The sequence below is a fragment of the Haladaptatus pallidirubidus genome (assembly GCF_020700235.1).
Taxonomy (GTDB): Archaea; Halobacteriota; Halobacteria; order Halobacteriales; family Haladaptataceae; genus Haladaptatus; species Haladaptatus pallidirubidus.
This window is the reverse complement of sequence record NZ_CP085301.1, coordinates 2,631,929-2,657,039: the sequence shown is the minus strand read 5'-3', so window position 1 is coordinate 2,657,039 and position 25,111 is coordinate 2,631,929. Positions and strand designations below refer to the sequence as shown.

The window sequence follows — 25,111 nt, the reverse complement described above, 5'->3', positions numbered from 1 at the left end:
CTGTTGGCACTCGGCAGGGATGGTATCGCGTTACTTCGTGCGAGCCGTCCCTCCTTCGGGATGGAAATGGAGGCTGGCACGCATCAGCGGGAACTCTTCCGAGCGACGCAGCTAGCCATCGTCAGCGTCGTCGTCCGCTTCGGAAACAGCGCGCTTTCGAGGGCGATAGAGACCCTCGTAGTGCGATTGTCGAAAAGTGAGAAGTGACGATTGTTCGATTACTCGTGAGAATAATCCCATCCGGTTACGTCGCTGGGGAGGATTTCTCCGTTGATGTTCCATTCTCGCGGTCGATAGGCGACGACGAGGATACCGATGTAGAAGGCAACGACGGTAGCGAGGACGATACCGCCGGGAACCCACGCGATTGCCGCACTGCTGGGCCACTGCCCGCCCGAAGTGTAGGCGGTCAGATGGAACACCCACGCCGCGAGCAGAACCAAAAAGAGCGGCACATACACGCGGCGCAGACGGTGCGCAAGCGCCTCTTCCAGCGACACTTTCACCTTCGGAAGACGATAATCCTCGCTTAGTTTCTGTCGCCAGCCTTCGTCCACGACCCCCGCCGAGTCGTCGAGTCCCAACGCAAACACGTTCTGCTGAAGCATGCGAACCCGCGACCGCCAGATATCGTATGCTCGGTATCGGCGAGCCTCGATGAAGAGAAAGATACTGACCGTGACGATGGGGAGCAGAACGATGTAATGGGGGTTGCTCCGACTCGAAAACGCCCACGTCAGAATGGCCGCCATCAACGTAATCGCCCAGTTGCTCGTTCTGTCGAGTCGCTCCCGCCAAAACTTCATGCGATGAATCTCGCCACGGTAGAGGTGGGCCAACGCCGAGCTCGGACCCATGTTCGTTTCGAGCAATCCCGCTCCGACCTCCGGGTCACACATTTCCGATGAATTTGGGTTTTTCCGGTCGCTCATAGCAATTCCAGGGATTCGTACCCTCTGTTCGTGACAATAGTATTGTGCTGTATGGTGAAAACCGTGGCGATTCGATAAGTTACCTCGGTGTGTCGAGTGGTGTCCGAACCCGTGTGGCAATTTGTATGTCAGAGACTGGTAGCGGTCGCACTGCTCCGCGTCCAATTGCTCGTCGAAGAAAGTGTGGTACTACTCGCTAAGCAGCAGTAACCGATTTACAGGCGCGTGACGTTCGTCGCGCGCGGTCCTTTTGGTGCCTGTTCGATGTCGAATTCGATTTCCGTTCCCTCTTCGAGGTCCTCGCCGCCAACGTCTTCCATGTGGAAGAAAACGTCCTCGTCCGCGTCCTCAGTCGAGATGAAACCGTAGCCGCCTGTGTCGTTGAAGAAATCAACTTTGCCTTTCGCCATTGCTTTTGGATAAACTGGTTCCCCACGGATAATACTTCCGAGAGAGGGTATACCATGGACGGCTCACAACACGGATTATCCACGCAGAATACTTTCACAGTAACCCTACGCAAGCGAGACGCAGCAACACCGCTATTCGAGCGCAAAATATTCGGCAGTAAAATTTCGATACGCTGTATTATCCGCGTTAGCGGACACGTATTCCGAAAATTACAGGCGCGTGACGTTCGTCGCGCGTGGTCCTTTTGGTGCCTGTTCGATGTCGAATTCGATTTCCGTTCCCTCTTCGAGGTCCTCGCCGCCAACGTCTTCCATGTGGAAGAAAACGTCGTCGTCCGCGTCCTCAGTCGAAATGAAACCGTAGCCGCCTGTGTCGTTGAAGAAATCAACGTTACCTTTTGCCATTGCTTCTGAACAAAATGCCTTGTACCGGATAAGGCTTGGGAAATCGTTGTGCTCGTTTCGGATTTCAGTTGACGATTTTTCGAAAGAATCCAATATTCCCAGCATATGGCCACCATGTGATTTTTAAACGCAGTTTACCATCGAATCGGTCGGCAATTAGAGTGAGAACTACCGCCATCGGCAGTTCCATTTTGGTACGCAGAACCGACCAACCCAAGAAAACCGTTCAATCGTCGGAGGCGGAGACGCCAGGGCGGAATCCTCGGCTGATTGCCTTCCACTTTCCGGTCGAAAATCGATAGTAGTTGATGGCCGCTGGCACCGTCGTCTCCGCTACGAACGACAGGTACAATCCCATAAGACCGAGCGATGTCGTGGCACCGAGGTAGGCGATGGGAATTGCACAGCCAAACATCCCCATTATCTGGCTGTAAAACGGCCAGCGGGTGTCGCCGCTCGCGTCGAGTGGCCCCGCGGCGGCACCTTTGACGCCTTGTGCCATGACCGCGACACAGGCCGCGTAGACGAGCGACACCGCGTACGGCACCGATGGGTCCGTCGAATCTCCGACGAACGAAACGACGATGGGTTCAGCAAGTGCGAAGACGATGACCGCCGCAACGGCGTAGGTTGCCACCGCAAAGAGAATCACATCTCGTGCGTACTCCTCCGCGGCGATTTCGTCACCGCCGCCGAGTTCCTGTCCGACGAGACTACTCGATGCTAGTCCAAATCCCCACCCGGGCGTGTTCATCAAGCCCCAGATGCGTCGGCTGATGACGTATGCGGCGACGACGTTTTGGCCGAACAGCGCGACGATGGCCAGCATCGGGAACTTGGCGACGGTCCACACCATGTTGCGGCCGACGACCGGCAGACCGATGTGAACCAGCTGCCGAATCGTATCGCCGTCAACGTACTTGGCGGCGGGGTTCACCTGTACCGACAGTTCACCGGCAATCGGGAGTCGGCCGGCGACCAGTCCGAGCGCGAACGTTGCGGTGACGACGACGTTCGCCAGCACGGTACCCCACGCCGCACCGGCGACGCCCCACTCAAGGGAAAAGACGAGCAGACCGCTCAACACGATGTTCGAAATTGCACCGCCCGAACGAACCAGCATCGGCGTCCACGAATCGTCCATACCGATGTAGATGCGACTCCCGATGAGGTTGAGTCCCGCAAACGGCACTCCAATGGCGAGAATTTGCAGGTAGGTTGCCCCCATTTCGACCGTCGTTTCGTTGTTAGTCATCAACGAGATGAGTTCCGTCGGGAACAGCCAGAAGAAGCAGGCGACCGGGAGCGTCACCGCGAGAACAAGCGCGACGCTCGACCGAATAGCCTGCCCGAGCTCGTCGAACGCTTCCGCGCCGTAGCGTTGCGACACGAGCGCGATGGTTCCCCCGGCGAATCCACCGCCGAGCGAAAACGCGATACCCCAGTACGGCGCGGCGAACCCGACTCCAGCAATCGCCAACGGGCCGACCGCAATCCCAACGAACGCCACGTCCACGGCGTTTTTCGACATACGGGCGAGCCCCGTAACGATACGCGGCCACGCCAAGTCCGTCGTCCTGCGAACGCGTTTGGGATTGGCGAGACCGAGGCGGGCGAGGGCGAGGCCGATTGCAAGGATGGTTAACCGGACGGGGTTCGGGAAACGGGGCACGGCTGTGTGTGGTATTTCGAATCGAAAGTAAAGTTTGTTTCATATGCGGTAAACGAGGGTGGGGTTTCGGCGAGCTTCGATCGATTCGCTCATTTCTGTCGGGGGATTTCGCACGGAGTTGCTTCGTTTTCGCAATCAGCTATTGATTTTATTTGATGATTCGGGTGATCGGTATGGAAGCGTGCGAAAAATCGATTTCTCAAACCACAGTTATATTCATGATTCTGCCGTGACTCGCGTTCGCCCGCAGGTCAGAGTCACAAAAATGCCGCCTCCCGAATTTGAACAACGCCCGAGAACCTGCGCTCCGCGCAGAATCTCGGTCTAATTAAAATCCGCTCGGATTCCAATTGCTCCGCGACTACTTCGTGAGCGGAGCAAGTGCCGCCTCCCGGATTTGAACCGGGGACAGCTCGATCTTCAGTCGAGTGCTCTCCCAGTCTGAGCTAAGGCGGCGCGTTTGGACGGAGGCGGATGGGACAAAAAAGGATTTCGAAATGCGCCGGAGGGCGATCGGAACGCGAAACCATACCGACAACGTCCCAGAATGCGGTCGAAAGCCATTTATTCCTCATCGTGCCAATAACACCCATGGGAGAGCGCGCTTGCTATTTAGAGTTCTGTCCCGCGTGCGATGCGCAGGTGACGACGGTGGACGAAGAGTGCCCCGACTGCGGAGCGTCGCTGGTCGGCGACGAGTAGTTTCCGCCGTTCTTGTTCCGACCGGGACGCAACGGATTACTTATGCTATTTTTTATCACGGTCGCTGTTGTCTCCGCGTTTTGGGGAGCAATGACCGATACAGAGTTTGCCAGCCACGAATGGTGGGAAAACTACAAGGAGACAGTGAACAGCGACCCGGAAATGCAAGTCCGGGGTCACGACAAATTCAGCGACAACTTCTACGTCGAAATCGGCGACGAGCGATTCCTCATCAAGATGCAAGAGGGGACGGTTCGTGAAATACTGCCGAACCCGGCGCTGAACAACCGCTGGTCGTTCGGCGTGGAAGGTGACCGCGAAGCGTGGGAGGAGTTCATACAGGAGACGCCACCGGCGTTCAACCACGAAATCGTCGCCTCGCACTATCGGAGCGCGGTCAGAAACGAGGACGGCCATCTGATGATGCGGGGAGACAACAAGAAAATCTTCCAGAACCTGCGACCGTTCCAGCGCGCGCTCGATTTGATGCGCGTGGCTAACAACAACGGAGGGAGCTAACATGGCCGAGTCAGGAACTATCGAACCGATTACGGGCAAGTACGTCCACGTCGAAATCGGCGGGGTAGACCACCGAATCTACTTCGAGGAGAACGGCCCGGAGGACGGGACGCCGATTCTCTGCCAGCACACCGCGGGCAACAACTGTCAGGAGTGGCGACACCTCCTCACCGACGAGGAGATAACCGATGAGTATCGCATCATCGCGCACGACTTACCGTACCACGGGAAGTCGGTTCCACCGACGAGCCAATCGTGGTGGGAGGAAGATTACAAGATGACCGGCAAGCAGTTCACGGAAACGCTGGTCGCCCTCGCCGACGCGCTCGAGCTCGAAGACCCGATTTACATGGGGTCGTCGATGGGTGGCAACATCACGCTGGAACTGGCCGACTGGTATCCCGACCGGTTCCAAGCCCTCATCGGATTGGAGTGCGGTGCCCACAGTCCGGGATTCTACATCGACTGGTTAGACCACCCGCACATCAACACGACCGAGGTGAACGCTTACTCCTGCTGGGGGCTGATGGCACCGCAGAGTCCGGAAGAAACCCGTCGGGAGACGATGTACCTCTACGAACAAGGGGCAACGGGCGTGTTCAAAGGCGACCTGTACTACTACTCGGTCGACCACGACTACCGGGACAAACTCGACCAGGTGAAGGCCGACGAATGTCCGCTGTACATCGTCAACGGCGAGTACGATTACCTCACGACGCCTGAGGATGGCAGGGAGACGGCGGAGGGCATCGGTGACGGTGCGGTTGCAGTCGAGATGGCCCAAATAGGTCACTTCCCGATGAGCGAGCATCCCGAACTGTTCAACGCCTACCTAAAGGAAATTCTCGGCGACATTACCGGCGATAGGGAGGGCGACCTTCCGAGCGTTCTCACGCCTGACGACGTCGGAATCGAACTCCAGCCGCCCGCACCAGCGCGGGAAAAATCAGCGGAGTAGTCGGCGGAATACCACGATACCTTTCCTTTCTCGAACGTCTATCAATTGACCGGTAAGCGGTGAATACCGCGACCGGGGGAAAGCTTATATCTTCACGGTTCTGCACTCCCGATATACCCGATGGTGCAAGAAAACACCGAAGAATGGGGCGATTGTTTGGAACGCGAAATCGACGGCGGTGTCGAGTTCTACAACCCTGAAAACGAAGAGGCGTGGATTTGGTCCGACGCCGGTATCGAACTCTCGTGGGAAGTATAGACGCTTTTGGGACCCCGATTAGATGCAGCGGCGATTAGTTAGGGGATGCGGAGAGAGCGCCGGACACCCCGAGACAGTTTTGACTCAGTCAAGTAGAATTCCCAAATGAGATGTCGTTTTCGTATTTTGCTCGATTGGTTATACAATTTATAAGAGAAAGTACTTAACCAATCAATTGATTCGAACGTACAGACGGCAGTACAGTCATCGGCACATCCAGTACGGATAGCTCGAACTGGCAGATGCTGTTCTCACTCCAATGCACGTACTTTCCTCGAAACGAGAGACGCTCGAATCCTCCACGTTCATCGTTCCGGCATTCCCCCTCCTTGGAATTTTCGAAACGATGAATCGATACATGCGGATACACTCCGGCGCACAACAGCCACACGTTGACGTGCGGTGTTGCTGGCGTCCACTGGCTGAAGCGGTACTCGCCGGAAAACCGATCTACGTCCGACCGGCGGTAGACAACAAGCCACCGCTGTTCGAACTGCTCAATGTCGCCGTTGCCGCGACCGGTCAGTATCTGCTCGTGTTTTTCGTCTTGGTCGGATTCGCAAACGCGGCCATCGCAATCCTCCTCTGGCGGATTTGCGCACAACGCGATGCCTCTCGCGTCGGTTTAGTGGCGGGACTGTTGTTCCTGACGAGCGTCCCCGCCGCCGGTGGAACCGTGGTGAACGTTCGCTCGTTCGCAATCGCGGCCATTCTCCTCTCGCTCTCGGTTAACGACCCGATAGCGCGCGGCGCGAGCATCGCGGTAGCGGGACTCTTTTCCCAACACGCGGTGTTCGCCATACCGGCACTCGCATACGACCGCCTCCGCGAACTCGACCGTGATTCGGGCATCCGATGGCTGGCGTCGTTCAGTTTCGCCGGAATCGGTGTCGTCGCCGTCACGTTCGCGTTCGTGTACGCGGTGTGGGGGCAGGCCTCGTTCCATGGTGCGGTTTACTGGTCGTTCGGGGCGGCGGAGAAGTACACGACGAATCCGGTCGTCCCGTCACTCATCGGCGACACGAACCGATGGATGAGCGCACTCTACCACGAAGCCCTCAAACACCTCATCCTCATCGTCCCCGCGACGATTGTCGTCCAGTTGGCGCTCTCAGATAGGGACACACGACGACCGACGCTCTCAACGAACGCCCCCGTGCTGACGAGCGCGCTCCTTGCGCTCTCTATGATGGCACCGCTGGTCGTGCGCGCATATCGTGCGTACTGGCTCTATCCGCTTCCGTTCCTCGCCCTGCTCGCGTCCGTGGGGTATCAGGAGTTCTTCAAGGCTACGACGGAGTGAATTTGGGCGGATCAGCAGGTGACTCGCTTCGCTCGTCACAGTGCATCGCGTAAAATTTCATGGGTTCGGGCGGATTCGAACCACCGACCTCGGCCTTGTAAAGGCCGCGTCATAACCAACTAGACCACGAACCCGTATCCGGGAAAAATCGCTCCGGGGGAATAACTGTTACTTTCTGGTTTCCGTAACGACTACCACACCCGGTAGCAAATCGCAGGTATGGACGACTCGCTCTCCGCGCTCGGCGAGCAAGACGGCTGGAAGGTTGATGAGTTCGCCGCCCGCGTTCACTACCGCGGCGCGGACGACTACTACAGCATCGAATACTACGAACCGAGCCACTGCGTGCTCTACTGGAAAGTGAAAGGCGACGGCGACGTGGCGGTACCGGTCGGAAGGGGAACGGTTCCACAACCCCTCCGCGAACGAGTTCGACAAGATTTGGATGCCGTCGGAATCGACCCCGAAGTCGAAGCCCGTGACCTCTGACGAAGTGAAACAGCCCAGAACATTTATTCACTCGGCAATTGCACAGTTGAAAACCGGATTTCCGTCCTTCTTCAGAAGGGTGTTTCGGTTCGTAGGAAACTCTTATCAATCCAGTGTCCCTTGAGAGAGAATAATGAGCATACACACGGACGAAGACGACCCGTTCGAAGAACAACGGGAAAACGCCGACAATCCGATGCGGCGTCTGTTCTTCGAATACGGGGGGGAAAATCGGTTCGCCTTCGTCGTCGGCGTCGTCTCCAGTATCTTTGCTCGTATTCTCAATCTCCTGCCGCCGATAATTCTCGGCGTCGCTATCGACGCGTTCTTCGCCGATAATACGATTCCGTATACTGAGGCTCTCAGTGGCCAACTCCCTCTCGTCTCCACGAGCCTGGCGTCCGGATTCGTCCCCGCCTCCCAAAGCGACCAATTTTGGTTCTCCGTCGTCGTCATCGGATTCGCGTTCGGATTGGGTGCGGCCTTTCACTGGAGTCGAAATTGGGGGTGGAACTCGTTCGCCCAGAACATCCAGCACTCGGTTCGTACCGACACCTACGACAAGATGCAGAGATTGGACATGGAGTTCTTCTCGGACAAACAGACCGGGGAGATGATGTCCATCCTCTCGAACGACGTGAACCGCTTGGAGCGATTTTTGAACGACGGGATGAATTCCGCGTTCCGTCTGGGCGTGATGGTCGTCGCCATCGCGGCCGTCTTACTCACCATCAACTGGCAACTCGCCCTCGTCGCACTGGTGCCGGTGCCGCTCATCGCGCTGTTCACGTACAAGTTCATCCAAATCATCCAACCGAAATATGCCGACGTGCGCTCTTCCGTCGGGAAGGTGAACTCCCGGTTGGAGAACAACCTCGGCGGCATTCAGGTCATCAAAACGAGCAACACGGAGTCGTTCGAATCCGACCGCGTGGACGACGTCTCACACGAATACTTCGGCGCGAACTGGGACGCTATCGTTACGCGAATCAAGTTCTTCCCAGCGCTCCAGATTCTCTCCGGGCTCGGCTTCGCGCTGACGTTCATCGTCGGCGGCCTGTGGGTGTTCAACGGCGAAGGGCCGTGGTTCTTCACGGGCAACCTCGAAGCTGGTGAGTTCGTCACGTTCATGCTCCTCACCCAGCGATTTATCTGGCCGATGGCGCAATTCGGTTCCATCATCAATATGTACCAACGCGCGTACGCGTCCAGCGCCCGCATCTTCGGCCTGATGGACGAACCGAGTCGCATCCGGGAGGATCCAGACGCGGAACATCTCGTGGTCGAGGAGGGTGAAGTCGTCTACGACGACGTGACGTTCGGCTACGACGAGAGCGAAACCATTGTGGAAGATATTTCGTTCACCGTCGAAGGCGGTGATACCCTCGCCCTGGTCGGGCCGACTGGAGCCGGGAAATCCACCGTCCTGAAACTCCTCCTTCGAATGTACGACGTGAACGAGGGTGCGATTCGAATCGACGGCACGGACATCCGCGATGTGAGCCTTCCGAGCATCCGCCAGAACATCGGCTACGTCAGCCAGAACACCTTCCTGTTCTATGGAACGGTAAAGGAGAACATCGAATACGGCACCTTTGACGCGAACGACGAGGATATCGAGGAAGCCGCGAAAGCCGCGGAAGCGCACGAGTTTATCACCAATCTACCGGAGGGCTACGACACCAAGGTCGGCGAACGCGGCGTCAAGCTTTCGGGCGGCCAGCGCCAGCGGGTTTCGATTGCCCGCGCAATCCTGAAAGATCCGGAAATTCTCATTTTGGACGAGGCGACCAGCGACGTGGATACCGAGACGGAGATGCTTATCCAGCGCAGTCTGGACAAACTCACAGAAAACCGCACCACGTTCGCCATCGCACACCGCCTCTCGACCATCAAGGACGCCGAGAAAATCGTCGTTCTCGAAGGCGGCAAAATCGTGGAGCGCGGTCCGCACGAGGAACTCCTGCAAAAAGACGGACTCTACGCGCACCTCTGGGGCGTTCAGGCCGGAGAAATAGACGAACTTCCGGAAGAGTTCATCAAGCGCGCCGCCCACAGAACCGCCCGCACCGACACGGGCGATTGAGGGTTGCGTCGAATACCGCCGAACCAGAAATAGAGGACAATCCCGGCTACCGCCAATTTCTCCGACCGCGCTGATACCGTTTTTTCGGTCGCCCTGCTCGTCGCTGGCCGAACGCAACGTCCATCGTCCGTTCGTTTCCTCGTCGTTCGGCTTTCTGTAACTGCCGTCGTCGCTTCCAGTCCGGGTCGCGCGGGCCGCCGTATTTTTTCAGTTCGCTCGGTTCCGACTCGCGCTGATTTTGCTGATTTTCGCTCCGACGTGGACGTGGTTCCTTCGATTTATCATCGGTCTCGCGCGGTTGTCCCTCCGCTTCGCGTTCGCGCACCCTGCTGCCGTAGCGGCCGCTGTACGATTTCTCGTCGGTTCGTCGTCCCTCGGTTTGTCGTTGACGAGGAGGACGCGACGGCGGTGAAGACTGTTGGGGAGGCTCCCCCGGAGAGGGGTGTTCCGGCGCACCCTCTGGCGGGCGTCCTTCCGGTTCCGGCGGATGCCGTTCTTCGGGTTCTGGTGGGCGTCGTTTACCTGCTTCTGGTGGCCCTCGCCCCACATCAGATTCCTCGTGTTCTACCTGTCGCTCTCGATGTTCGTTTCCGGGTTCCTCGTCGCTCGATTCGTCATCGGACGTATGGGGATCGTCGTCTGTTTGCATGGTCTTTAGCGCGTGCTACTCGCAAGCGGAGAATAAACCGGCGCGACCGTTCAGACCGTTCTGTCACTTCCACAGGCGCTTTCGAGACGAGAAACGCGCGGTTTCGTCGGCCGAACGAAAGCCGTCGAACGCTACGGGAACCTCGTCATGGGTTTCGGGTTCCAGTCGAAAGCGATTTGCCGCCGAGAAACCCGACGCCGTACTCGACCAACCACGCGAGAACCGTTTGCACCGACGACGGGTTGGTGACGTGGTAGCCCGCGACGGTGGGCGGTTGCCGTCCGACTTTGACGCCGAGACCGGATTTCGGCAGAGTCTCGAACGCGTCCTCGTCGGTTCGATCGTCGCCGACGTAGAGAGGAAGCCACGTCTCGTCGTTCGGAACGTGGTGGTCGTACAGCCACCGAATCGCCCGCCCTTTGTGCCACTCCACGTCGGGTCGCAGTTCCAACACCTGCTTGCCCGACGTGACGCGAATGTCGTCCGACTCCCGCACCGCGTTCTCTACGGCCTTTTGAACGGCTGAAATCCCCTCTGCGTCTTCGACAAGTCGGTAGTGAACCGATGCCGTGACGCCTTTATTTTCCACGAACGCGCCGTCAACGTCCGCGAGTTCAGATTCGAGTTCGTCGGAGAGGGAGGTGATTTCGTCCTCAGAGTCTTTGGCGACCGGATGTACTTTTCGTTCGTCGTCGGTGTAAAGTTCCAAGCCGTGATTGCCAGCGTACGTGATGCCGTCGATGCCGACCCGCTCCCGAAGGTCGTTGAGACCGCGGCCGCTGACGACGCCGACTTCCACGTCCTCCGTTCCGCGAAGTTCTTCGAGCGCCGTTCGGGTCGCTGGCGGAAGTTCTACGTCCTCCGGTCGGTTTTCGATTGGTGCGAGCGACCCGTCAAAATCGAACATCGCGAGCAACCCGTCCGTATCGCGGAGTCGATTCACTAGCACGTACAGATTTGTTCGGAGTGATTCCGGAACCTGGTCAGTCATTGTCGTTGGATGGATTTTTTCGCAACGTCGCGTCCGTGTTGAATCGATTCTACCGTCCGGAATTGCTTCGTTATCCACGCATATACATCGTTCGAGTGAACCAGACGTTCGAGGTCGTTCATCCGACGCGCTCGCTCGGTTTCGGGGAGCGTTAGAGCGGTTTCGATGGCGTCCGCGAATCCCGGCGTGTCGTGTGGGTGAACCGAAATCGATTCGTCGCCGAGTTCGTCGTGTGCGCCGGTCAACTCGCTCAGCAGGAGAACGCCGGGGTCGTCCACCTGCGAGGCGACGAACTCCTTCGCCACGAGGTTCATGCCGTCTCGTCGAGGACTGACGATGCCGAGGTCAGCCTCACGGTACAGGGTCGCGAGACCGTCTTTCGAGAGGTACTCGTTGAGGTAGACGATTGGCGTCCAGTCGTCTGTTCCGAATCGGTCGTTGATTCGCTCGATTTCCGACTCAACGAAGTCCTGTATCGCTTGATACTCCGGAATCTGCGTTCGACTTTCGCTCGCCTTCTGGACGTACGTGAGTTCGCCCTGCCACTCGGGTCGCGTCTCCCAGAAATGTTCCAGGGCCGCCAGTCGCTCGGGAATCCCTTTAGTGTAGTCGAGGCGTTCGACACCGAGCGCGACCGTATCGCCGATATCGTGTTCGTCACGGAACTCGTTCCAGAACCGGGTGTCGGCGCTCGACAGCGCGAGGTGTCGCCTGTTTGTAGCATCGATGCCGAGCGGGAAGGGCCGAACGAAGGTTCGTCGTCCCTTGTAGACGACGCTCCGAGTTGCTCGGTCAACTCGGGTGTCGGGAAGCATAGCTGCGCAGTCGAGGAAGTTCTGGCAATACTGGCGGGTGTGGAAGCCGACGAGGTCGTTCGCGAGGAGTCCATCCAGCAGCTGCTCGTACTGCGGACACGTCTGTAAGGCGTCCCACGACGGCCACGTGATGTGCCAGAACTGCATGCAGAATACGTCCGAATTAGTTTCGCGGATCATTCGCGGGGCCAACGCGAGGTGGTAATCCTGCAACCAAACGAGGGAGTTGTCGTTCGTTTCGTCCGCAATGGCGTCTGCGAAGGCCCGATTCGCGTCGCGGTAGTGTTCCCAGAAATCCGCGCGGGCGTTCATTTTCGACGGGTCGATGTGGCAAATCGGCCAGAGAACTTGGTTGCTGTAGCCGTAGTAGTACCCTTCGACCTGTTCGTCGGAGAGCGAAACGCGTCGCAGGTCGTAGGCAGGGTCTTCCGGCGGGACGCCGACCCGTCCATCGGCGTCGGTGACGTCGTGGTCCGCGTCGCCGCTCGCCCACGCGACCCACGTTCCTCCGGCTGACTGTACGACAGGGTCGAGTGCGGACGTGAGGCCGCCGGCGGGTCGGTTGACAACGATTTCCCCGTCTTCGCGCTCGTGGCTGTACGGTTGGCGGTTCGAGGCGACGACGAGTTCGTCGTCGCCGAGGAGGGACGATACCGTCTCGGCGGTTGGGTGTTCATCAGTCATGGCTTCGTCTGCAGGCCCAGTGGAGACCTGCAAGTCTGTACTCACCTCTCATCAAGTGTCGATTCGTGCGGGACTGCGAGGAATAAAGGAGTCGTCCGTTCAACTCCGTTCGTCTCCGTGAACGGTAGTAACGGTAGCCTACTGCCGGAGTAACGAGTCCCTACAAAACGCTATTCGAAAAAACGGGGAATTTCGTCCGGCGCCGGAGCGTTAGAACGACTCTTGGTCGGGGTCTTCCTCGGGATTCTCCGCGGCACCGGCACCGCGGTCGGTGTATCGCTGGCGACCGACCGCCTCGCTGTCAACCATGTTGAATATCGACTGTCGAACGTCGTCCGCGGATTCGTACGTTTCGTTGAGCGGCCCGATTACCTCCTCGAACCGCTCGGAACCGTTCGGATATTCGATTTCGTAGTCGCCGTACTCCTCCACGAGGTCGTCCGACGACGCGGGATAGTCGTGCTCGTCAAGTTCGTCGCTCAGTTCGCCCAACTCCACGCCCATTTCGCGATCTCTATCGGCCATGGAGGAATCACACCCGTGGAACAGTAAGAACTTCTGGCTAGATTGGAGACAATTGCAAACGATTATGAAACTTACCGAGCGGCGTCCGGCGGGTACAAGAGCGTTCCCCGACACGAATCACATATGAATCTCTCGCGCGCGACGTGGACTGACGCGGACGACATCGAAACGAACCTCGCGCTCCTTCCCGTAGGAAGTACGGAACAGCACGGCCCGCATGCACCGCTCGGGACGGACTGGCTCAACGCCGAAGCAATCGCGGACGCGACTGCCGAGGCATACGACGGCGACGTAGTCGTCGCCCCACCGATTTCGGTCGGCGTGAGCGAGGAACACCGCCAGTTCACCGGGACGCTGTGGGTCAGCGAAGAAACGTTCCGCCGGTACGTTCGCGAGACGGTCGCAAGCCTCGCGGAACACGGCTGGAATCGCGTCGTCATCGTCAACGGCCACGGCGGAAACGTCGCCGCACTCCGCGAAGTCACGGGGAAAATTACGCGTCACGACGAAGCCTACGCGGTTCCGTTCACGTGGTTCGAAGCGGTCGGCGACCATCGCACGGACATGGGTCACGCCGGGCCGTTGGAAACGGCGTTTCTGCGCCACACCCGCGGTGAACTCGTCCGCGAGGACAGAATCGAACTGGCCAGAGAGGGCGCGAGCGACGGCTGGGGCGAATGGGTATCCTACACCAACCTCGCCTACGATAGCGCGGAGTTCACGGAAAACGGCGTCGTCGGCGACCCGACGGAAGGAAGCGAAGAACGAGGGGGAGAACTGCTCGAACTGGCGACGCAGTCGCTGGTGAAACTGCTCTCGGCGGTGGAATCGCGGGACGTTCGGCGGCCCGAACACCGATAGCGATTCCGGTTATTCTTCGGCTTCTTCCTCCTCTTCTTCGGCTTCAACTTCCTCGGCTTCCGCCTCGGACTCTGCCTCCGGCGCTTCTTCCTCGGATTCGTCGCCATCGTCTACCGCGTGTAAGTCCTCCAACACGCCTTTCAAACTCGGAATCGTACTCGCCAGTTCGCCGACTTGCTCGCGGGCGTCCTCAATGTCGCCGATTGCCGAGTCCAGTGTCTCGATTTCGGCTTCCAAATCGTCCGCGTCCTCGAAGGCGTCGGCGCGCTCGCCCATCGCGTACCACTTTTTCGCGTCGTGCAGGTGATCTTCGGCGTCCCCGACGTCGAGCGCGGAGCGAAGCGCGTTGAGCGCCCCGAGCGTGTTTTCGGCCTCGGTTTCCCAGACCGCTTCGACCGGGGGCAGTTCCTCGCGCGCAGCGGCGAGGTGTTCTTCGACATCCTCGCGCATCTCGTTCGCCGCCTCGCCGAACAGTTCTTCATCGAACGAAGATTGGCTCATAGCTGTCGATTCGGCGGGATTGCATTTAAAACGTGACCCGAAACTGAAAGTGAAAACCCACCTTTTGCTGCGTTCGCGCGGCATTGCCGCGCTCACTGGCAAAATCTGGACCAAAACCTCGGTGCTCCTTTCAGTCTGCGCCGAGTTCGCTCGTCACTTTCGTTCCTCGCTCGCGGTGAGCTGTCGGCTCTCTGCGGCGAATTCGATCGCCTATCGCACCTCGTTTCACTCGTCGCTCGGAGGGTTGGCGGACGAGTAGCAACGTGATGAGCCAGAACGGTCTTTATCGAACTCATCGATTTAACTGCTTGCGATGAACGAGACGAACACGGACGAAACAACTGGGAAACTCGTCGTAGGGGCATTCTTGACGCTCGATGGAGTGATGCAGGCACCGGGTGGCCCCGAAGAAGATCGTGACAGTGGGTTCGAACAGGGTGGCTGGTCGGTGAACTACTGGGACGAGCAGATGGGTCAAATCATGGACGAGCAGATGGCCGAGGGCGACGCACTGCTACTCGGGCGGAAGACGTATGAAATTTTCTCTACTCACTGGCCCAACGTCGACGCCGACGACGATCCGGTGGCTGCAAAGCTGAACAGCATGCCCAAGTACGTTGCCTCCCGAACGCTCGACAGTGTGGAGTGGAACAACTCATCGCTCCTTACGGGAGACATCGCAGAAGCCGTTGCGGAGATTAAAAAAGAGCGAGATGACGTGATTGTGGTGCAGGGCAGTCAGAATTTGCTTCAGTCACTGCTCCCTCACGATCTTATCGACGAGTTCTGGCTCTGGATATTCCCATTGGTGGTTGGGAACGGAAAGCGATTGTTCGAGGAGGGGGCGATCCCTGCGGCCCTCGAGCTAAAAACGGCGGAGACATCGAGTACAGGGGTACAAATGCTTCGATACGAGCGGTCGGGAGAGATCGAACTCGGCTCGTTCGCATTGGATGACGTAACGGAGTAATTCACCGTGCTGGCGCTCGCGTCCTAATTACTCATCCCCCACCGACTCGATTTTCATCAGCGGATACCCATCCTCCATCGCCATTCTCGTCACGACTTCGGTGCCCTCGTGCTCCACGACGATTTCGACTGCCATGAACTTCCCAGTCAGTTCTGTATATCCGTGGTCAATTTCCGCGGCCAACTTGTCGGTCAGGATGTCCACTTCGACCGATTCGCAGGAGGGCTGATTCTCGATGCTCTCCTCAATGGCGGTTTCGAGACTGGCCGCGCTGTCGGGACTGACGGGAGTTCCGGCGAATTGGTGATACAACGCACCGAATTTTATTCCCGCCTCGAAACAGGCCTCGTCTCGCGTGGTCGGCTCCATGACGGAGGTGAGGGATCCGAGGGTTAAAGTTCGTGATGACACGGAACACGGAGAACCTTTATGCGTCCAAAACCTGGCACGAGTATGGATTACGATTCAGCCCTCGACAGAGGCATGGACGCGGTTCCAGACCTCGAAACGAGTGACGAGCGGTTTAGTTTCCCGAACCCGGCGGTACAGAAAGACGGGTCGTTCACGCGACTGACGAATCTCGGCGATATCGCAGATTCCCTCTCGCGTGACGCGGAGCACGTCCACAGCGCGCTTCAGCGCGAACTCGGTACCAGCGGGAAATTCGAAGACGGACAGGCCCGCTACAGCGGGTCGTTCACGGAATCCGATTTCGACGCCGCACTGGACGAGTACGTGGAGGAGTTCGTCACCTGTTCCGAGTGTGGCCTGCCGGACACCCGCCTCGTCCGCGAAGACCGTAACCTCATGCTTCGCTGTGACGCCTGCGGTGCGTTCCGCCCCGTCACGAAACGAAGCACGTCGAGTCGAACCCACCAACAGGATGCGGTCGAGGAAGGCCGAACCTACGAAGTCAAAATTACTGGTACAGGCCGCAAAGGCGACGGTGTCGCGGAACGCGGCAAGTACACGATTTTCGTTCCCGGCGCGCAAGAAGGAGATGTCGTCACCATCTACGTCGAAAGCGTTCGCGGCAATCTCGCGTTCTCCCGTCTCGCGTAACTACTCTGTGTTTCCGGTTTCTACTCCGGTAAAATCCGCTCTTTCGCGTTATTCCGTCAGCGGGAGGAACATTCCGAACACGAACGGCGAGAGCAGTCCGAGCAGGATGCCGATGATTTCGAGGTCGGTGAAGAGCGCGTTTTCCCACGCCGGAAGCGGGCCGTAGAGCGCAGTTCCGGCGATTTCGCCGATTGCACCGATTGCGACCAGTGCGACGCCGAGGAAAAACCCCGTCTTCGTAAGTTTCGGATAATCCAAGTCTCCGTATCGTCCCATACTGTCGGTTCCGAGATAGTCCCAGAAAAACGTTCCGCCGAAGGCCAACGAAACGTTCTTTTACGCCACGTTCCGATAGAGGTGCATGTACGAACTACTGGTTGAAATCGGCGCGGTCTTACTGTACGCCCTCGGGTCTGTACTCCTAACGGCCCTCGGGTTGTTCGCGGAATACGACGGTTTCCAGACCGCCGCGTCGGGCGACAGCATCACCGCAATCTGGCTCGGCGTCATGGGTGCTGTCGCACTCATCGCCGGTGTCATGCTCGCGCGTGACAAGGTTCTCGGGCGCGTGCTGGCCTGAATTCTGGAACAACCCGATTTTTGGTAGCGAGTTGACCTGAGCGAAACCGCATGGTTCTTATCACCGTTGTGCCTCTAGCCGACTGAATGGACGACCCCGTTCTTCTCACGGGTGCTGAGGGTCGGGTCGGGTCGGCGATTCTCGCCGACCTCGAATCGAAATACGACTGGCGACTCCTCGACCGAGAACCACCGGCAGAAGAATCGTCGAGCGACTTTTTCGTCGCCGACATAACCGATTACGATGCCGTCTACGAGGCTGTCGATGGGGCGGGCGCAATCATCCACCTCGCGGGCGACCCTCGTCCCGAGGCACCATGGAACAGCGTCTTGAGCAACAACATAGACGGAACGCACAACATTCTACAGGCCGCGGTCGATTCGGAAAGTGTCGAAAAGTTCGTTTTCGCCTCCTCGAACCACGCCGTCGGCAACTACGAAACCGACGAGCGAAAGCCAGAACTCTACCGACCCCACGACGGGTTCCGTCTCGACGGCAACGAACTTCCACGGCCGAGCAATCTTTACGGCGTGAGCAAAGCAACGGGCGAAGTCCTCGGCCGCTACTACCACGACGAGTTCGGCCTGAGCGTGGCTAACGTTCGAATCGGCAACCTCACCGAGGGTCACCCGCCGAAAGATTACGAGCGCGGACAGGCGATGTGGCTTTCCTACCGCGATTGCGCCCATCTCTTCGACTGCTGTTTGCAGGCGGACTACGACTACGAAATCATCTACGGTATCTCGGACAACAACCGAAAATACTACTCCATCGACCGAGCGCGCGAGGTATTCGGTTACGACCCACAGGACAACTCCGCCCACTTCGACTAGCAGTTCTTTGGTTAGCTTTGTACTGTATTCTCGGTTTGCGTTTTCAAACGACGCTGCCGACTAGAAACATTGGACGAGCGTTCCGTTAGGTAATCCCAACTCCAACGAAACCGCACCGCCACCGCAGACCACATCATCCACAACCGGTTCCGTTCCGCTCCGGAAGAGAGCCCTTCGTCCTCTCGTTCATTCCTTCGTCGTTCGCATCGTTTTCCCTCTCGCGTGCGCGTCGGGAGGCATCGGGGCACTGCGTCCGAAGGCCGACAGATTGTCGCGCGAGGGATGAGCGAAACGAGCGCGAGGGATGAGCGAATCGGGTGGGGAAGGCGTGTGGCCACAGCAGTTGTGGTGCGGAGGCGGTTTTCACCGGGGGTCGGCACTCCCTAGTAGCACGGGAATCTCGATACGTGTCCACGAGGAAAATCAAGAGACATATCCTCGGAATCACTCAAACAAACCGTCAACGTCGCGCTCGCGGGAGTCTCGCCGTTCGACGTGGCTCCGAAGTCGCTGGAAAATCAAGCCCCGATTCTCCGCATCCCGCACGAAATCCATGACGAGGGTGATAAACGAACTTCCGTCGTCGCCGGATTCCAAGTCAGCCCGCGCGAACTCGACGGCCTTCTCTACTACCCATTCCTCGTAGCCGAACTCCTCCGCGAGAACGAGCGCCGCGACCCCCGAAGCCTCGAAACCGAGGTCGTCTGGAGTAAGAACGACGCCGTGGCGGGTCAGGCGCGGTGGGGGCGCTCGCTCGACGTGTTCGGGGTCGTCGCGAACTGCGTCGAGGTACGAACGAACAGCACCGAGGTTGATTCCGCGGTAGTCCGCCGGAAGTCCATCGAGGTAGGAGACGGAGCTTTCTGCCAATCCGCGAATCCCGTCCCAATTCGCGTCCTGTGCGTGGTACACGACGGCGGTGAACTGGATAAGGCCGTGAAGAAATCGCTCGTCCGCGGTGTCGCGGTCGAGGTTCAACCAGTGGTCTTCCCACGCGTCGTGGGCCGCGTGGAATTCACCTGCGTTGAAAATCGCCAGTCCAGCCCGAAGATAATCGTCCATACGGGACATTCCGGATGAATCCGAAAATCGCTTTGGATTGGTCAGTGGTAACATCCCACAATGATTATCCATGCCCGTCGCGTATTCCAGAGAGGCGATGTCGCAGGGAACTGTTGCTGACGAGGGGTCACTGAACAAAATCTTCCGACTGATGGCGAACGAACAGCGACGGTACGTACTCTACTATCTCCACGAGGTAGACACCGCTACTGAACTCGAAAACATCGCTCTGCAAATCACTGCGTGGAGGCGCGAGAAACCGACCGACGACGTGACGGAAATGGAACTCGAACAGACGATGGCGCGTTTGCGGAACGTAGACCTCCCTAAGTTGGCGAATGCGGGCGTCGTAGAGTACGATTCGAGAACAGAGATGGCGCGGTTTCGGGAACCGAGTCGACTGTTCGGTCTGTTCTTACTCCTCGCGGCGCGGGTGGAGCGGCCGCTGAGCGAGAACAGCAACTGAATCAGATACTAGTCGGAACTGGTCGTTCGCCTCGTCGCGCGGAAAAAGAGCGATTTACTTTGCAGCCGCCTTCTGCACAGCCCACTTCTTCAAATCCTGTACGAACAGCCGGTAGTTTTCTATTTTACTCATACACGAGTAAATACTTGGGCAGGCTTGAAAAGTGTCACGGTTAGAGGCATATTTGGCTTGTGAAACCATATCACGCGTTGCACGACATCCTCACACCTCGTCCAGACAAAATTGACCGAACACCAACCATCATACCACCAACAGTTGTAGCATCGATATGAACGACCTCAACCACAAACGGGCGACGACGACCTCCTTCGGCAACGTTGCCGGTTCCTACCTCGACAGCGACGTTCACCAGTCCGGCGTGGACTTGGAACTCCTCGCGTCGTGGTGCGACGGCGCGAATCGGGTACTCGACATCGCTTGCGGCGCGGGCCACACCGCCGCGGCACTCCAGAAAAACGCGAAAACCGTCCTCGCCGCCGATGCGACTCCCGAAATGGTCGAAACCGCAACCGAGGCGTTCGCCCTCCCCGGAACCGTCGCCGACGCGGAACGCCTCCCGTTCGCGGATGGCAGTTTCGACGCCGTCACCTGCCGAATCGCGGCCCACCACTTTCCGAATCCGCGCGCCTTCGTGAACGAAGGCGCCCGTATCCTCTCCCCCGGCGGCGTTTTCGCGTTCGAGGACAACGTCGCGCCCGAAGACGAGTTGACCGACTTCTACAACCGATTCGAACGCCTCCGCGACGCAACGCACGGCGAAGCCTATTCCGCCGCACAGTGGCTTGAATGGTTCCGCGAGGCCGGGTTCACTATCGACGAAGTCGCCACTATGCGCAAGGAACTTGAGTACGAATCGTGGGTCGAGCGCACGAATCCCGACGAAAGATCACGAGAAAAATTGGCCGAACTCGTGCGAAAGCCGGAAGCAGAGACTGTGTACGACGTTTCAATCGAAGACGGAACTGTTCGCGGATTCAGTAACGAGAAAGTGCTGATTCGGGCGGAGAAGTAGCACTGACTCGTTCCACTCGTCGGGACCGTGTTTTCGAAAACCGTCCTGACGGAGATTTGAACTCCGGTCCCTGGCTCCGCAAGCCAAGAGGATAGTCCACTACCCTACCAGGACTCATTCATTCCTTTCGCGGTTGCCTTAATAGGGGTTACGGTCTGGGTGTACTGTGGGTGTGCCACGCAGTCTCTCGAATATCTGCGAGCGGAATATGCGGATAACTCAAATCGCTATTTTCGCCTACGGGACTTCTTTTACGATGGGCACGGAGGTTATTGATATGCAACGACGAACCATCCTCAAGCAGGCGGGTGCGGCGATGACGGTTGGCGCGCTGGCCGGGTGCCTCAGCGACGGCGGTTCGCCCGGCGGAGCACCGGACGACACGAAGGACAAATCCACGCCGACCGAAGAAACGACAACTGAAACCACGACCGACGAGACGACTGAAGACACCACGACGGAATCCAAACCCTCCCTCCAAAATCGTTCGGTCGAAATTGTCAACGCCGGATGTGCGGACGAAAAATCCGAGGGGGCGTCGGTCGAGTTCAACGAGTCGGAATCGACCGTCGTCGTGACGGGTACCATCCGAACCAGCGACCCCTGCTACGTCCCGAAACTGGGGAACGTGAACTACGACCGAGAATCGGGAACGATGGACATTACCATCCGCGCGAAGAAAAAGGAAACCGAGGGCGCCAGCGCGTGCCAGCAGTGTATCGGCGCAATCGAATACGAATCGGAGTTCGCGTTCGATTCCGGCGTTCCGACGTCGGTGTCGGTTTCCCACGAGAGCCAAGGCGAAACGAAGGAAATAACCTCGGCGGGACACGGAAGCGGAGAGGCCACCGAGGAAACGTGAGAGGTTGGCCAACCACAGCATGAGAACGAATAACATTACGACCATCTGCGAGACGTAGGTTTATTTTGGAGGACGCAACCACTGTCTTCCATGAGTCAAAACGCGAGACAACCGCCTACGAGACGACCGTCCGCGAGACGATCGCCGGACGGCGTCGGTTGCCCGACACAAAGACAACGCTTAAGCGACGGCCAACCCTGCACCAGAGTACGATTATGGGCGTTATAGACGAGGTACATGGGGACCTCGACGCCGACATCTCTCTGGACGAGTTCCGGGACGCCGTCGAGGAAAAAGTCGAACAGATGGGCGGGCTCGCGGACGAGGAAACCGCCGCGATGCTCATTGCCCACGAACTAGATGAGGACGAAGTGAACGGGGTCGCCGACGTCGAACCCGGCATGGACGAAGTGAAGTTCATCGCCAAAGTCACCAGCGTCGGCGATGTTCGAACATTCGACCGCGACGGGGACGACGAGGACGGTCGCGTCCTGAACGCCGATGTCGCGGACGAAACCGGGTCGATTCGCATCTCTCTCTGGGACGAGCAGGCGGAAGCCGCGAAGGAGGAACTCGAACCCGGACAAGTGCTCCGGATCAAGGGTCGTCCGAAGGACGGCTACAACGGAACTGAAGTCAGCGTCGACCAAGCAGAACAGGACGAGGACGCGGAAATCGACGTACAAGTGCAGGACACCTACTCGATTTCCGACCTCTCGCTCGGTCTCTCCGACGTGAATTTGCAAGGTAAGCTGTTGGACACCAGCGCCGTCCGAACGTTCGACCGCGACGACGGTTCCGAAGGACGGGTCGCGAACTTGACCCTCGGCGACGAGACGGGCCGCCTGCGCGTCACGCTTTGGGACGAACAAGCGAATACCGCCGAAGAACTCTCGCCCGGTATCTCGGTCGAAGTGGTCGATGGCTACGTGCGCGAACGAAACGGGAACCTCGAACTCCACGTCGGAAACCGCGGTGCGGTCGAAACCATCGACGCGGACATCGACTACGTTCCCGAAAGCACGCCAATCGCGGAACTCCAAATCGGAGACACAGTGGACATCGCGGGCGTGATTCGCTCCGCCGACCCGAAACGAACGTTCGACCGCGACGACGGGTCGGAAGGACAGGTCAAAAACGTCCGCGTGCAGGACGAAACGGGCGACATCCGCGTCGCCCTCTGGGGCGAAAAAGCCGACCACGAACTCGCGCCGGGCGACAAAGCTCAGTTCGCGGACGTTGACGTGAAAGACGGCTGGGCCGACGACATCGAAGCCTCCGCGGGATGGCAGTCCACCATCACCGTCCTCGACAGCGGTTCGCCGACGGAATCCACCGAGTCGAGCGACGGCGAGACGACCGGCCTCGGCGCGTTCAGTGGCAACGACGATGCTGGCGATTCCGATTCAGTGGATGCCGACGGCACGGATACAACGAGTACGAACGAGACGGCCGACAGCACTGCTGGCGAGCAAGTCGAATTTACCGGCACGGTCGTTCAGGCCGGAAATCCAGTCGTTCTCGACGACGGTGAAGAAACGGTGAGCGTCGAAACAACCGCGGACGTTCACCTCGGACAGGAAGTTACCGCCCGAGGCGAACTCCGCGACGGGAAACTCGACGCGGAAGACGTATTTTAACTCTCGAACGGTTTTTCGTCGCGGTGGTTATCGACGTTCTGCTCGTCAGCCGCGGCGTCCTCGCGCGCTTCGTCGTGTTCGACTTCGGTTTCGTCTTCGAGTTCCTCTTCGCGGGCTTGTTCGGCCTCTTTCTTTCCTTCCGCTTCTTCTTCTTTCTCTTTGGCCAGCTTTCGGTCGCGTCCGCGTGGGTTATCGTCGCTCATCGTAACCGATGGTTCAACGTCATCGTTCTTATTCGTGCTGGCAGATTCGCTGGGCGACCTGCTATCTCACCGACGCCATTACCCCGTCCGGTTTGCCGCGAACGGCCGTAGGGAAAGATTAAGGACGACACACTCCCGCTGTTGGATTATGAGCGTTGAGCTTCCGTTTGCGCCGGTCGATACGATAATCCGACGAAACGCGGGATCCCTCCGCGTCAGTGCGGGGGCGGCAGAAGAACTCGCCCGTCGGATTCAAACGCACGGTGCGGATTTGGCGGCGGACGCGGCAAAGCAGGCGACGAAGGACGGACGGAAGACGTTGATGGCGGACGATTTCGGCGTTCAACAAGTCATCGATAAGGACGACCTCACCCTGCCAGTTGCTCCGGTTGACCGAATCGCTCGCCTCGATATTGACAACGATTATCGTGTCGCGATGGGTGCGCGCGTCGCACTGGCCGACATTCTCGAGGATTACGCGGACAACGTCGCGTCCGCGGCGTCGGTTCTCGCGCATCACGCGGATCGGCGAACGGTTAAGGCCGAGGACATCGAGACTTACTTCAGGCTGTTCGAATGAAATTCGGCTACAGCGAGGCTTGTTTAGCTCACGACACCGGCAAGCGCCATCCCGAAACGCCCGACCGCCTGCGCGCGATTCGACAGGCGCTCACGCGCAAGCACGGTGTCGAGTATATCAACCCCGCCCCGGCGACGGAATCCGAGGTGACCGCGGTTCACGACGCGGGCTACGTCGCGGAGTTCCGGGAGTTCTGTGCAGGCGGCGGCGGAAACTGGGATCCTGACACCGTCGCAGTCGAAGAAACGTGGGACGCCGCACTGCAAAGTGCCGGACTGTCGTGCTGGTCGGCAGAGCAGGCGTTGGCGGGTGACGACGGGCGGAACACGCCGTTCGCACTCGGCCGACCGCCGGGACACCATGCCGTTGGCGACGACGCCATGGGATTTTGTTTCTTCAACAACGCCGCAGTCGCGGCCCAATCGGTCATCGACAAGGGCGAAGCGGAACGCGTCGCCATCTTCGACTGGGACGTTCACCACGGAAACGGAACGCAGGACATCTTCTACGACGACGAGAACGTCTTTTACGCATCAATTCACGAAGAGGGTTTGTATCCGGGGACGGGCGAAATTCAAGAGGTCGGCGAAGGAGACGGAGAAGGAACGACCCTCAACGTCCCGCTCCCGGCGGGGTCGGGCGATCCGGAGTATCGAACGACGTTCGACGAACTCGTCGCGCCCGCGGTTACGGCGTTCGATCCCGACCTGCTGTTGGTGAGCGCGGGGTTCGACGCCCATCGTCACGACCCGATTTCTCGGATGCGCGTCTCAACGGAAGGGTACGGCATGCTCACGGCGCACGTTCGCGAGGTTACGGACGAAGTCGATTCTGCGCTCGGATTCGTTTTAGAGGGTGGCTACGGACTGGACACGCTCTCCGATGGGGTCGCAGTCGTCCACGAAGTGTTCGACGGGATGGAACCAGTCGTCCCCGAGGAAGAAGCAGACGAGGACGTGCTAGAATCCGTTTCGGAAGTTCGTTCGTCACATCCCCTATTGGATTCGGTGTAGCGTTTCTCAAACGGTGGAAGCCGGACGTCTCGAACACGAGGTTCCGA

33 protein-coding genes and 3 tRNA genes are annotated in these 25,111 nt (G+C 58.6%); 19 read left to right on the top strand and 17 right to left on the bottom strand.

The genetic code is table 11. The features are described 5' to 3' along the window. The first annotated feature begins 3 nt into the window (after positions 1 to 3). Positions 4 to 207, top strand: a complete 204-nt coding sequence (locus tag LIX15_RS14395) for a hypothetical protein (RefSeq protein ID WP_227773861.1) — start codon at positions 4 to 6, stop codon at positions 205 to 207. Positions 208 to 218: 11 nt separating this feature from the next. Here LIX15_RS14395 and LIX15_RS14390 read toward each other — a convergent pair whose 3' ends face one another. The 5 genes from LIX15_RS14390 to LIX15_RS14370 form a co-directional block, all read right to left on the bottom strand. Then, a complete protein-coding gene (locus tag LIX15_RS14390) occupies positions 219 to 932 on the bottom strand; it encodes a DUF2270 domain-containing protein (RefSeq protein WP_227773860.1) in 714 nt (237 codons plus the stop codon). Positions 933 to 1,147: 215 nt separating this feature from the next. Then, positions 1,148 to 1,342: a cold-shock protein gene (locus tag LIX15_RS14385; protein ID WP_049971678.1), complete on the bottom strand. Its 195-nt coding sequence runs from the start codon at positions 1,340 to 1,342 to the stop codon at positions 1,148 to 1,150. 210 nt (positions 1,343 to 1,552) lie between these two features. After that, on the bottom strand, positions 1,553 to 1,747 hold the full coding sequence (locus tag LIX15_RS14380; RefSeq protein ID WP_049971680.1) for a cold-shock protein: 195 nt from the start codon (positions 1,745 to 1,747) through the stop codon (positions 1,553 to 1,555). A 226-nt stretch (positions 1,748 to 1,973) separates the two neighbouring features. Further along, entirely contained in the window at positions 1,974 to 3,419 is a 1,446-nt protein-coding gene (locus LIX15_RS14375) for an MATE family efflux transporter (protein WP_227773859.1), read from the bottom strand. A 382-nt stretch (positions 3,420 to 3,801) separates the two neighbouring features. Then, a tRNA-Phe gene (locus tag LIX15_RS14370) sits at positions 3,802 to 3,875 on the bottom strand. A 135-nt stretch (positions 3,876 to 4,010) separates the two neighbouring features. Between LIX15_RS14370 and LIX15_RS33690 the strand changes: the two genes are divergently transcribed. The 5 genes from LIX15_RS33690 (at position 4,011) to LIX15_RS14350 (ending at position 7,159) form a co-directional block, all read left to right on the top strand. Then, entirely contained in the window at positions 4,011 to 4,121 is a 111-nt protein-coding gene (locus LIX15_RS33690) for a zinc-ribbon domain-containing protein (protein WP_390184274.1), read from the top strand. Positions 4,122 to 4,211: 90 nt separating this feature from the next. Continuing rightward, positions 4,212 to 4,640, top strand: a complete 429-nt coding sequence (locus LIX15_RS14365) for a hypothetical protein (RefSeq protein WP_227773858.1) — start codon at positions 4,212 to 4,214, stop codon at positions 4,638 to 4,640. A gap of 1 nt (position 4,641) precedes the next feature. Further along, positions 4,642 to 5,598 carry an alpha/beta fold hydrolase gene (locus LIX15_RS14360; RefSeq protein WP_227773857.1) on the top strand — a complete coding sequence of 319 codons (957 nt, stop codon included), beginning with the start codon at positions 4,642 to 4,644 and terminating at the stop codon, positions 5,596 to 5,598. A 120-nt stretch (positions 5,599 to 5,718) separates the two neighbouring features. Then, positions 5,719 to 5,856 (top strand): hypothetical protein, encoded by a 138-nt coding sequence (locus LIX15_RS14355; RefSeq protein ID WP_227773856.1) that lies wholly within the window; start codon positions 5,719 to 5,721, stop codon positions 5,854 to 5,856. Between the two features lie 259 nt (positions 5,857 to 6,115). After that, positions 6,116 to 7,159, top strand: coding sequence for a hypothetical protein (locus LIX15_RS14350; protein ID WP_227773855.1), 1,044 nt, complete (start codon positions 6,116 to 6,118; stop codon positions 7,157 to 7,159). A gap of 60 nt (positions 7,160 to 7,219) precedes the next feature. On the opposite strand, the gene LIX15_RS14345 is transcribed toward LIX15_RS14350, so the two are convergent. Continuing rightward, positions 7,220 to 7,293, bottom strand: a tRNA-Val gene (locus tag LIX15_RS14345). Between the two features lie 85 nt (positions 7,294 to 7,378). On the opposite strand from LIX15_RS14345, the gene LIX15_RS14340 reads away from it, so the two are divergent. After that, a complete protein-coding gene (locus LIX15_RS14340; protein ID WP_227773854.1) occupies positions 7,379 to 7,648 on the top strand; it encodes a DUF7538 family protein in 270 nt (89 codons plus the stop codon). 133 nt (positions 7,649 to 7,781) lie between these two features. Further along, a complete protein-coding gene (locus LIX15_RS14335; protein WP_227773853.1) occupies positions 7,782 to 9,734 on the top strand; it encodes an ABC transporter ATP-binding protein in 1,953 nt (650 codons plus the stop codon). 46 nt (positions 9,735 to 9,780) lie between these two features. Here the strand turns inward: LIX15_RS14335 and LIX15_RS14330 are convergent, their stop codons facing one another. The 4 genes from LIX15_RS14330 to LIX15_RS14315 all read right to left on the bottom strand — a co-directional run bounded on the left by LIX15_RS14330 (position 9,781) and on the right by LIX15_RS14315 (position 13,398). Continuing rightward, positions 9,781 to 10,383 carry a hypothetical protein gene (locus tag LIX15_RS14330; protein ID WP_227773852.1) on the bottom strand — a complete coding sequence of 201 codons (603 nt, stop codon included), beginning with the start codon at positions 10,381 to 10,383 and terminating at the stop codon, positions 9,781 to 9,783. A gap of 145 nt (positions 10,384 to 10,528) precedes the next feature. Beyond that, positions 10,529 to 11,374, bottom strand: coding sequence for a trehalose-phosphatase (gene otsB / locus LIX15_RS14325; protein WP_227773851.1), 846 nt, complete (start codon positions 11,372 to 11,374; stop codon positions 10,529 to 10,531). Next, a complete protein-coding gene (locus tag LIX15_RS14320) occupies positions 11,371 to 12,873 on the bottom strand; it encodes an alpha,alpha-trehalose-phosphate synthase (UDP-forming) (RefSeq protein ID WP_227773850.1) in 1,503 nt (500 codons plus the stop codon). Before LIX15_RS14320 ends, otsB begins: the two co-directional genes overlap by 4 nt. Before the next feature lie 210 nt (positions 12,874 to 13,083). Next, positions 13,084 to 13,398, bottom strand: coding sequence for a DUF5789 family protein (locus LIX15_RS14315; RefSeq protein WP_227773849.1), 315 nt, complete (start codon positions 13,396 to 13,398; stop codon positions 13,084 to 13,086). A 123-nt stretch (positions 13,399 to 13,521) separates the two neighbouring features. Between LIX15_RS14315 and LIX15_RS14310 the strand changes: the two genes are divergently transcribed. After that, on the top strand, positions 13,522 to 14,259 hold the full coding sequence (locus tag LIX15_RS14310) for a creatininase family protein (RefSeq protein WP_227773848.1): 738 nt from the start codon (positions 13,522 to 13,524) through the stop codon (positions 14,257 to 14,259). 9 nt (positions 14,260 to 14,268) lie between these two features. Here the strand turns inward: LIX15_RS14310 and LIX15_RS14305 are convergent, their stop codons facing one another. Beyond that, a complete protein-coding gene (locus LIX15_RS14305) occupies positions 14,269 to 14,760 on the bottom strand; it encodes a DUF5790 family protein (protein WP_227773847.1) in 492 nt (163 codons plus the stop codon). Between the two features lie 313 nt (positions 14,761 to 15,073). Here LIX15_RS14305 and LIX15_RS14300 point away from each other — a divergent pair, with 313 nt between their 5' ends. Continuing rightward, positions 15,074 to 15,730, top strand: coding sequence for a dihydrofolate reductase family protein (locus LIX15_RS14300; protein ID WP_227773846.1), 657 nt, complete (start codon positions 15,074 to 15,076; stop codon positions 15,728 to 15,730). 27 nt (positions 15,731 to 15,757) lie between these two features. On the opposite strand, the gene LIX15_RS14295 is transcribed toward LIX15_RS14300, so the two are convergent. Then, entirely contained in the window at positions 15,758 to 16,099 is a 342-nt protein-coding gene (locus LIX15_RS14295) for a dihydroneopterin aldolase family protein (protein ID WP_227773845.1), read from the bottom strand. 84 nt (positions 16,100 to 16,183) lie between these two features. Here LIX15_RS14295 and LIX15_RS14290 point away from each other — a divergent pair, with 84 nt between their 5' ends. After that, positions 16,184 to 16,792, top strand: coding sequence for a translation initiation factor IF-2 subunit beta (locus LIX15_RS14290; RefSeq protein WP_227773844.1), 609 nt, complete (start codon positions 16,184 to 16,186; stop codon positions 16,790 to 16,792). A gap of 48 nt (positions 16,793 to 16,840) precedes the next feature. On the opposite strand, the gene LIX15_RS14285 is transcribed toward LIX15_RS14290, so the two are convergent. Then, positions 16,841 to 17,068, bottom strand: a complete 228-nt coding sequence (locus LIX15_RS14285; RefSeq protein ID WP_227773843.1) for a DUF7860 family protein — start codon at positions 17,066 to 17,068, stop codon at positions 16,841 to 16,843. Between the two features lie 85 nt (positions 17,069 to 17,153). Between LIX15_RS14285 and LIX15_RS14280 the strand changes: the two genes are divergently transcribed. Then, positions 17,154 to 17,372 (top strand): DUF8151 family protein, encoded by a 219-nt coding sequence (locus LIX15_RS14280; RefSeq protein ID WP_227773842.1) that lies wholly within the window; start codon positions 17,154 to 17,156, stop codon positions 17,370 to 17,372. Between the two features lie 86 nt (positions 17,373 to 17,458). After that, positions 17,459 to 18,205: an NAD-dependent glucose-6-phosphate dehydrogenase Azf gene (azf, locus tag LIX15_RS14275; RefSeq protein WP_227773841.1), complete on the top strand. Its 747-nt coding sequence runs from the start codon at positions 17,459 to 17,461 to the stop codon at positions 18,203 to 18,205. A gap of 133 nt (positions 18,206 to 18,338) precedes the next feature. Here the strand turns inward: azf and LIX15_RS14270 are convergent, their stop codons facing one another. Beyond that, positions 18,339 to 18,572, bottom strand: coding sequence for a hypothetical protein (locus LIX15_RS14270; protein WP_227773840.1), 234 nt, complete (start codon positions 18,570 to 18,572; stop codon positions 18,339 to 18,341). Positions 18,573 to 18,649: 77 nt separating this feature from the next. Further along, on the bottom strand, positions 18,650 to 19,267 hold the full coding sequence (locus LIX15_RS14265; RefSeq protein WP_227773839.1) for a DUF309 domain-containing protein: 618 nt from the start codon (positions 19,265 to 19,267) through the stop codon (positions 18,650 to 18,652). Between the two features lie 97 nt (positions 19,268 to 19,364). On the opposite strand from LIX15_RS14265, the gene LIX15_RS14260 reads away from it, so the two are divergent. Together LIX15_RS14260 and LIX15_RS14255 are read left to right on the top strand one after the other, a co-directional pair. After that, positions 19,365 to 19,733: a DUF7344 domain-containing protein gene (locus LIX15_RS14260; RefSeq protein ID WP_227773838.1), complete on the top strand. Its 369-nt coding sequence runs from the start codon at positions 19,365 to 19,367 to the stop codon at positions 19,731 to 19,733. Positions 19,734 to 20,022: 289 nt separating this feature from the next. Beyond that, the gene (locus LIX15_RS14255) at positions 20,023 to 20,766 is read left to right on the top strand and encodes a class I SAM-dependent methyltransferase (RefSeq protein ID WP_227773837.1); all 744 of its coding nucleotides are present in this window, start codon (positions 20,023 to 20,025) and stop codon (positions 20,764 to 20,766) included. 41 nt (positions 20,767 to 20,807) lie between these two features. Here LIX15_RS14255 and LIX15_RS14250 read toward each other — a convergent pair. Next, positions 20,808 to 20,880, bottom strand: a tRNA-Arg gene (locus LIX15_RS14250). Between the two features lie 163 nt (positions 20,881 to 21,043). Here LIX15_RS14250 and LIX15_RS14245 point away from each other — a divergent pair. Together LIX15_RS14245 and LIX15_RS14240 are read left to right on the top strand one after the other, a co-directional pair. Further along, positions 21,044 to 21,628 (top strand): hypothetical protein, encoded by a 585-nt coding sequence (locus LIX15_RS14245; protein WP_227773836.1) that lies wholly within the window; start codon positions 21,044 to 21,046, stop codon positions 21,626 to 21,628. 215 nt (positions 21,629 to 21,843) lie between these two features. Continuing rightward, positions 21,844 to 23,268 (top strand): single-stranded DNA binding protein, encoded by a 1,425-nt coding sequence (locus LIX15_RS14240; protein WP_227776895.1) that lies wholly within the window; start codon positions 21,844 to 21,846, stop codon positions 23,266 to 23,268. On the opposite strand, the gene LIX15_RS14235 is transcribed toward LIX15_RS14240, so the two are convergent. Next, positions 23,265 to 23,471, bottom strand: coding sequence for a hypothetical protein (locus LIX15_RS14235; protein ID WP_227773835.1), 207 nt, complete (start codon positions 23,469 to 23,471; stop codon positions 23,265 to 23,267). The two genes, LIX15_RS14240 and LIX15_RS14235, sit on opposite strands and share 4 nt — an antisense overlap. 148 nt (positions 23,472 to 23,619) lie before the next feature. On the opposite strand from LIX15_RS14235, the gene LIX15_RS14230 reads away from it, so the two are divergent. Together LIX15_RS14230 and LIX15_RS14225 are read left to right on the top strand one after the other, a co-directional pair. Then, positions 23,620 to 24,051, top strand: coding sequence for a histone (locus tag LIX15_RS14230; protein ID WP_227773834.1), 432 nt, complete (start codon positions 23,620 to 23,622; stop codon positions 24,049 to 24,051). Further along, the gene (locus LIX15_RS14225; protein WP_227773833.1) at positions 24,048 to 25,064 is read left to right on the top strand and encodes a histone deacetylase family protein; all 1,017 of its coding nucleotides are present in this window, start codon (positions 24,048 to 24,050) and stop codon (positions 25,062 to 25,064) included. Before LIX15_RS14230 ends, LIX15_RS14225 begins: the two co-directional genes overlap by 4 nt. The last annotated feature ends 47 nt before the right edge of the window (positions 25,065 to 25,111 follow it).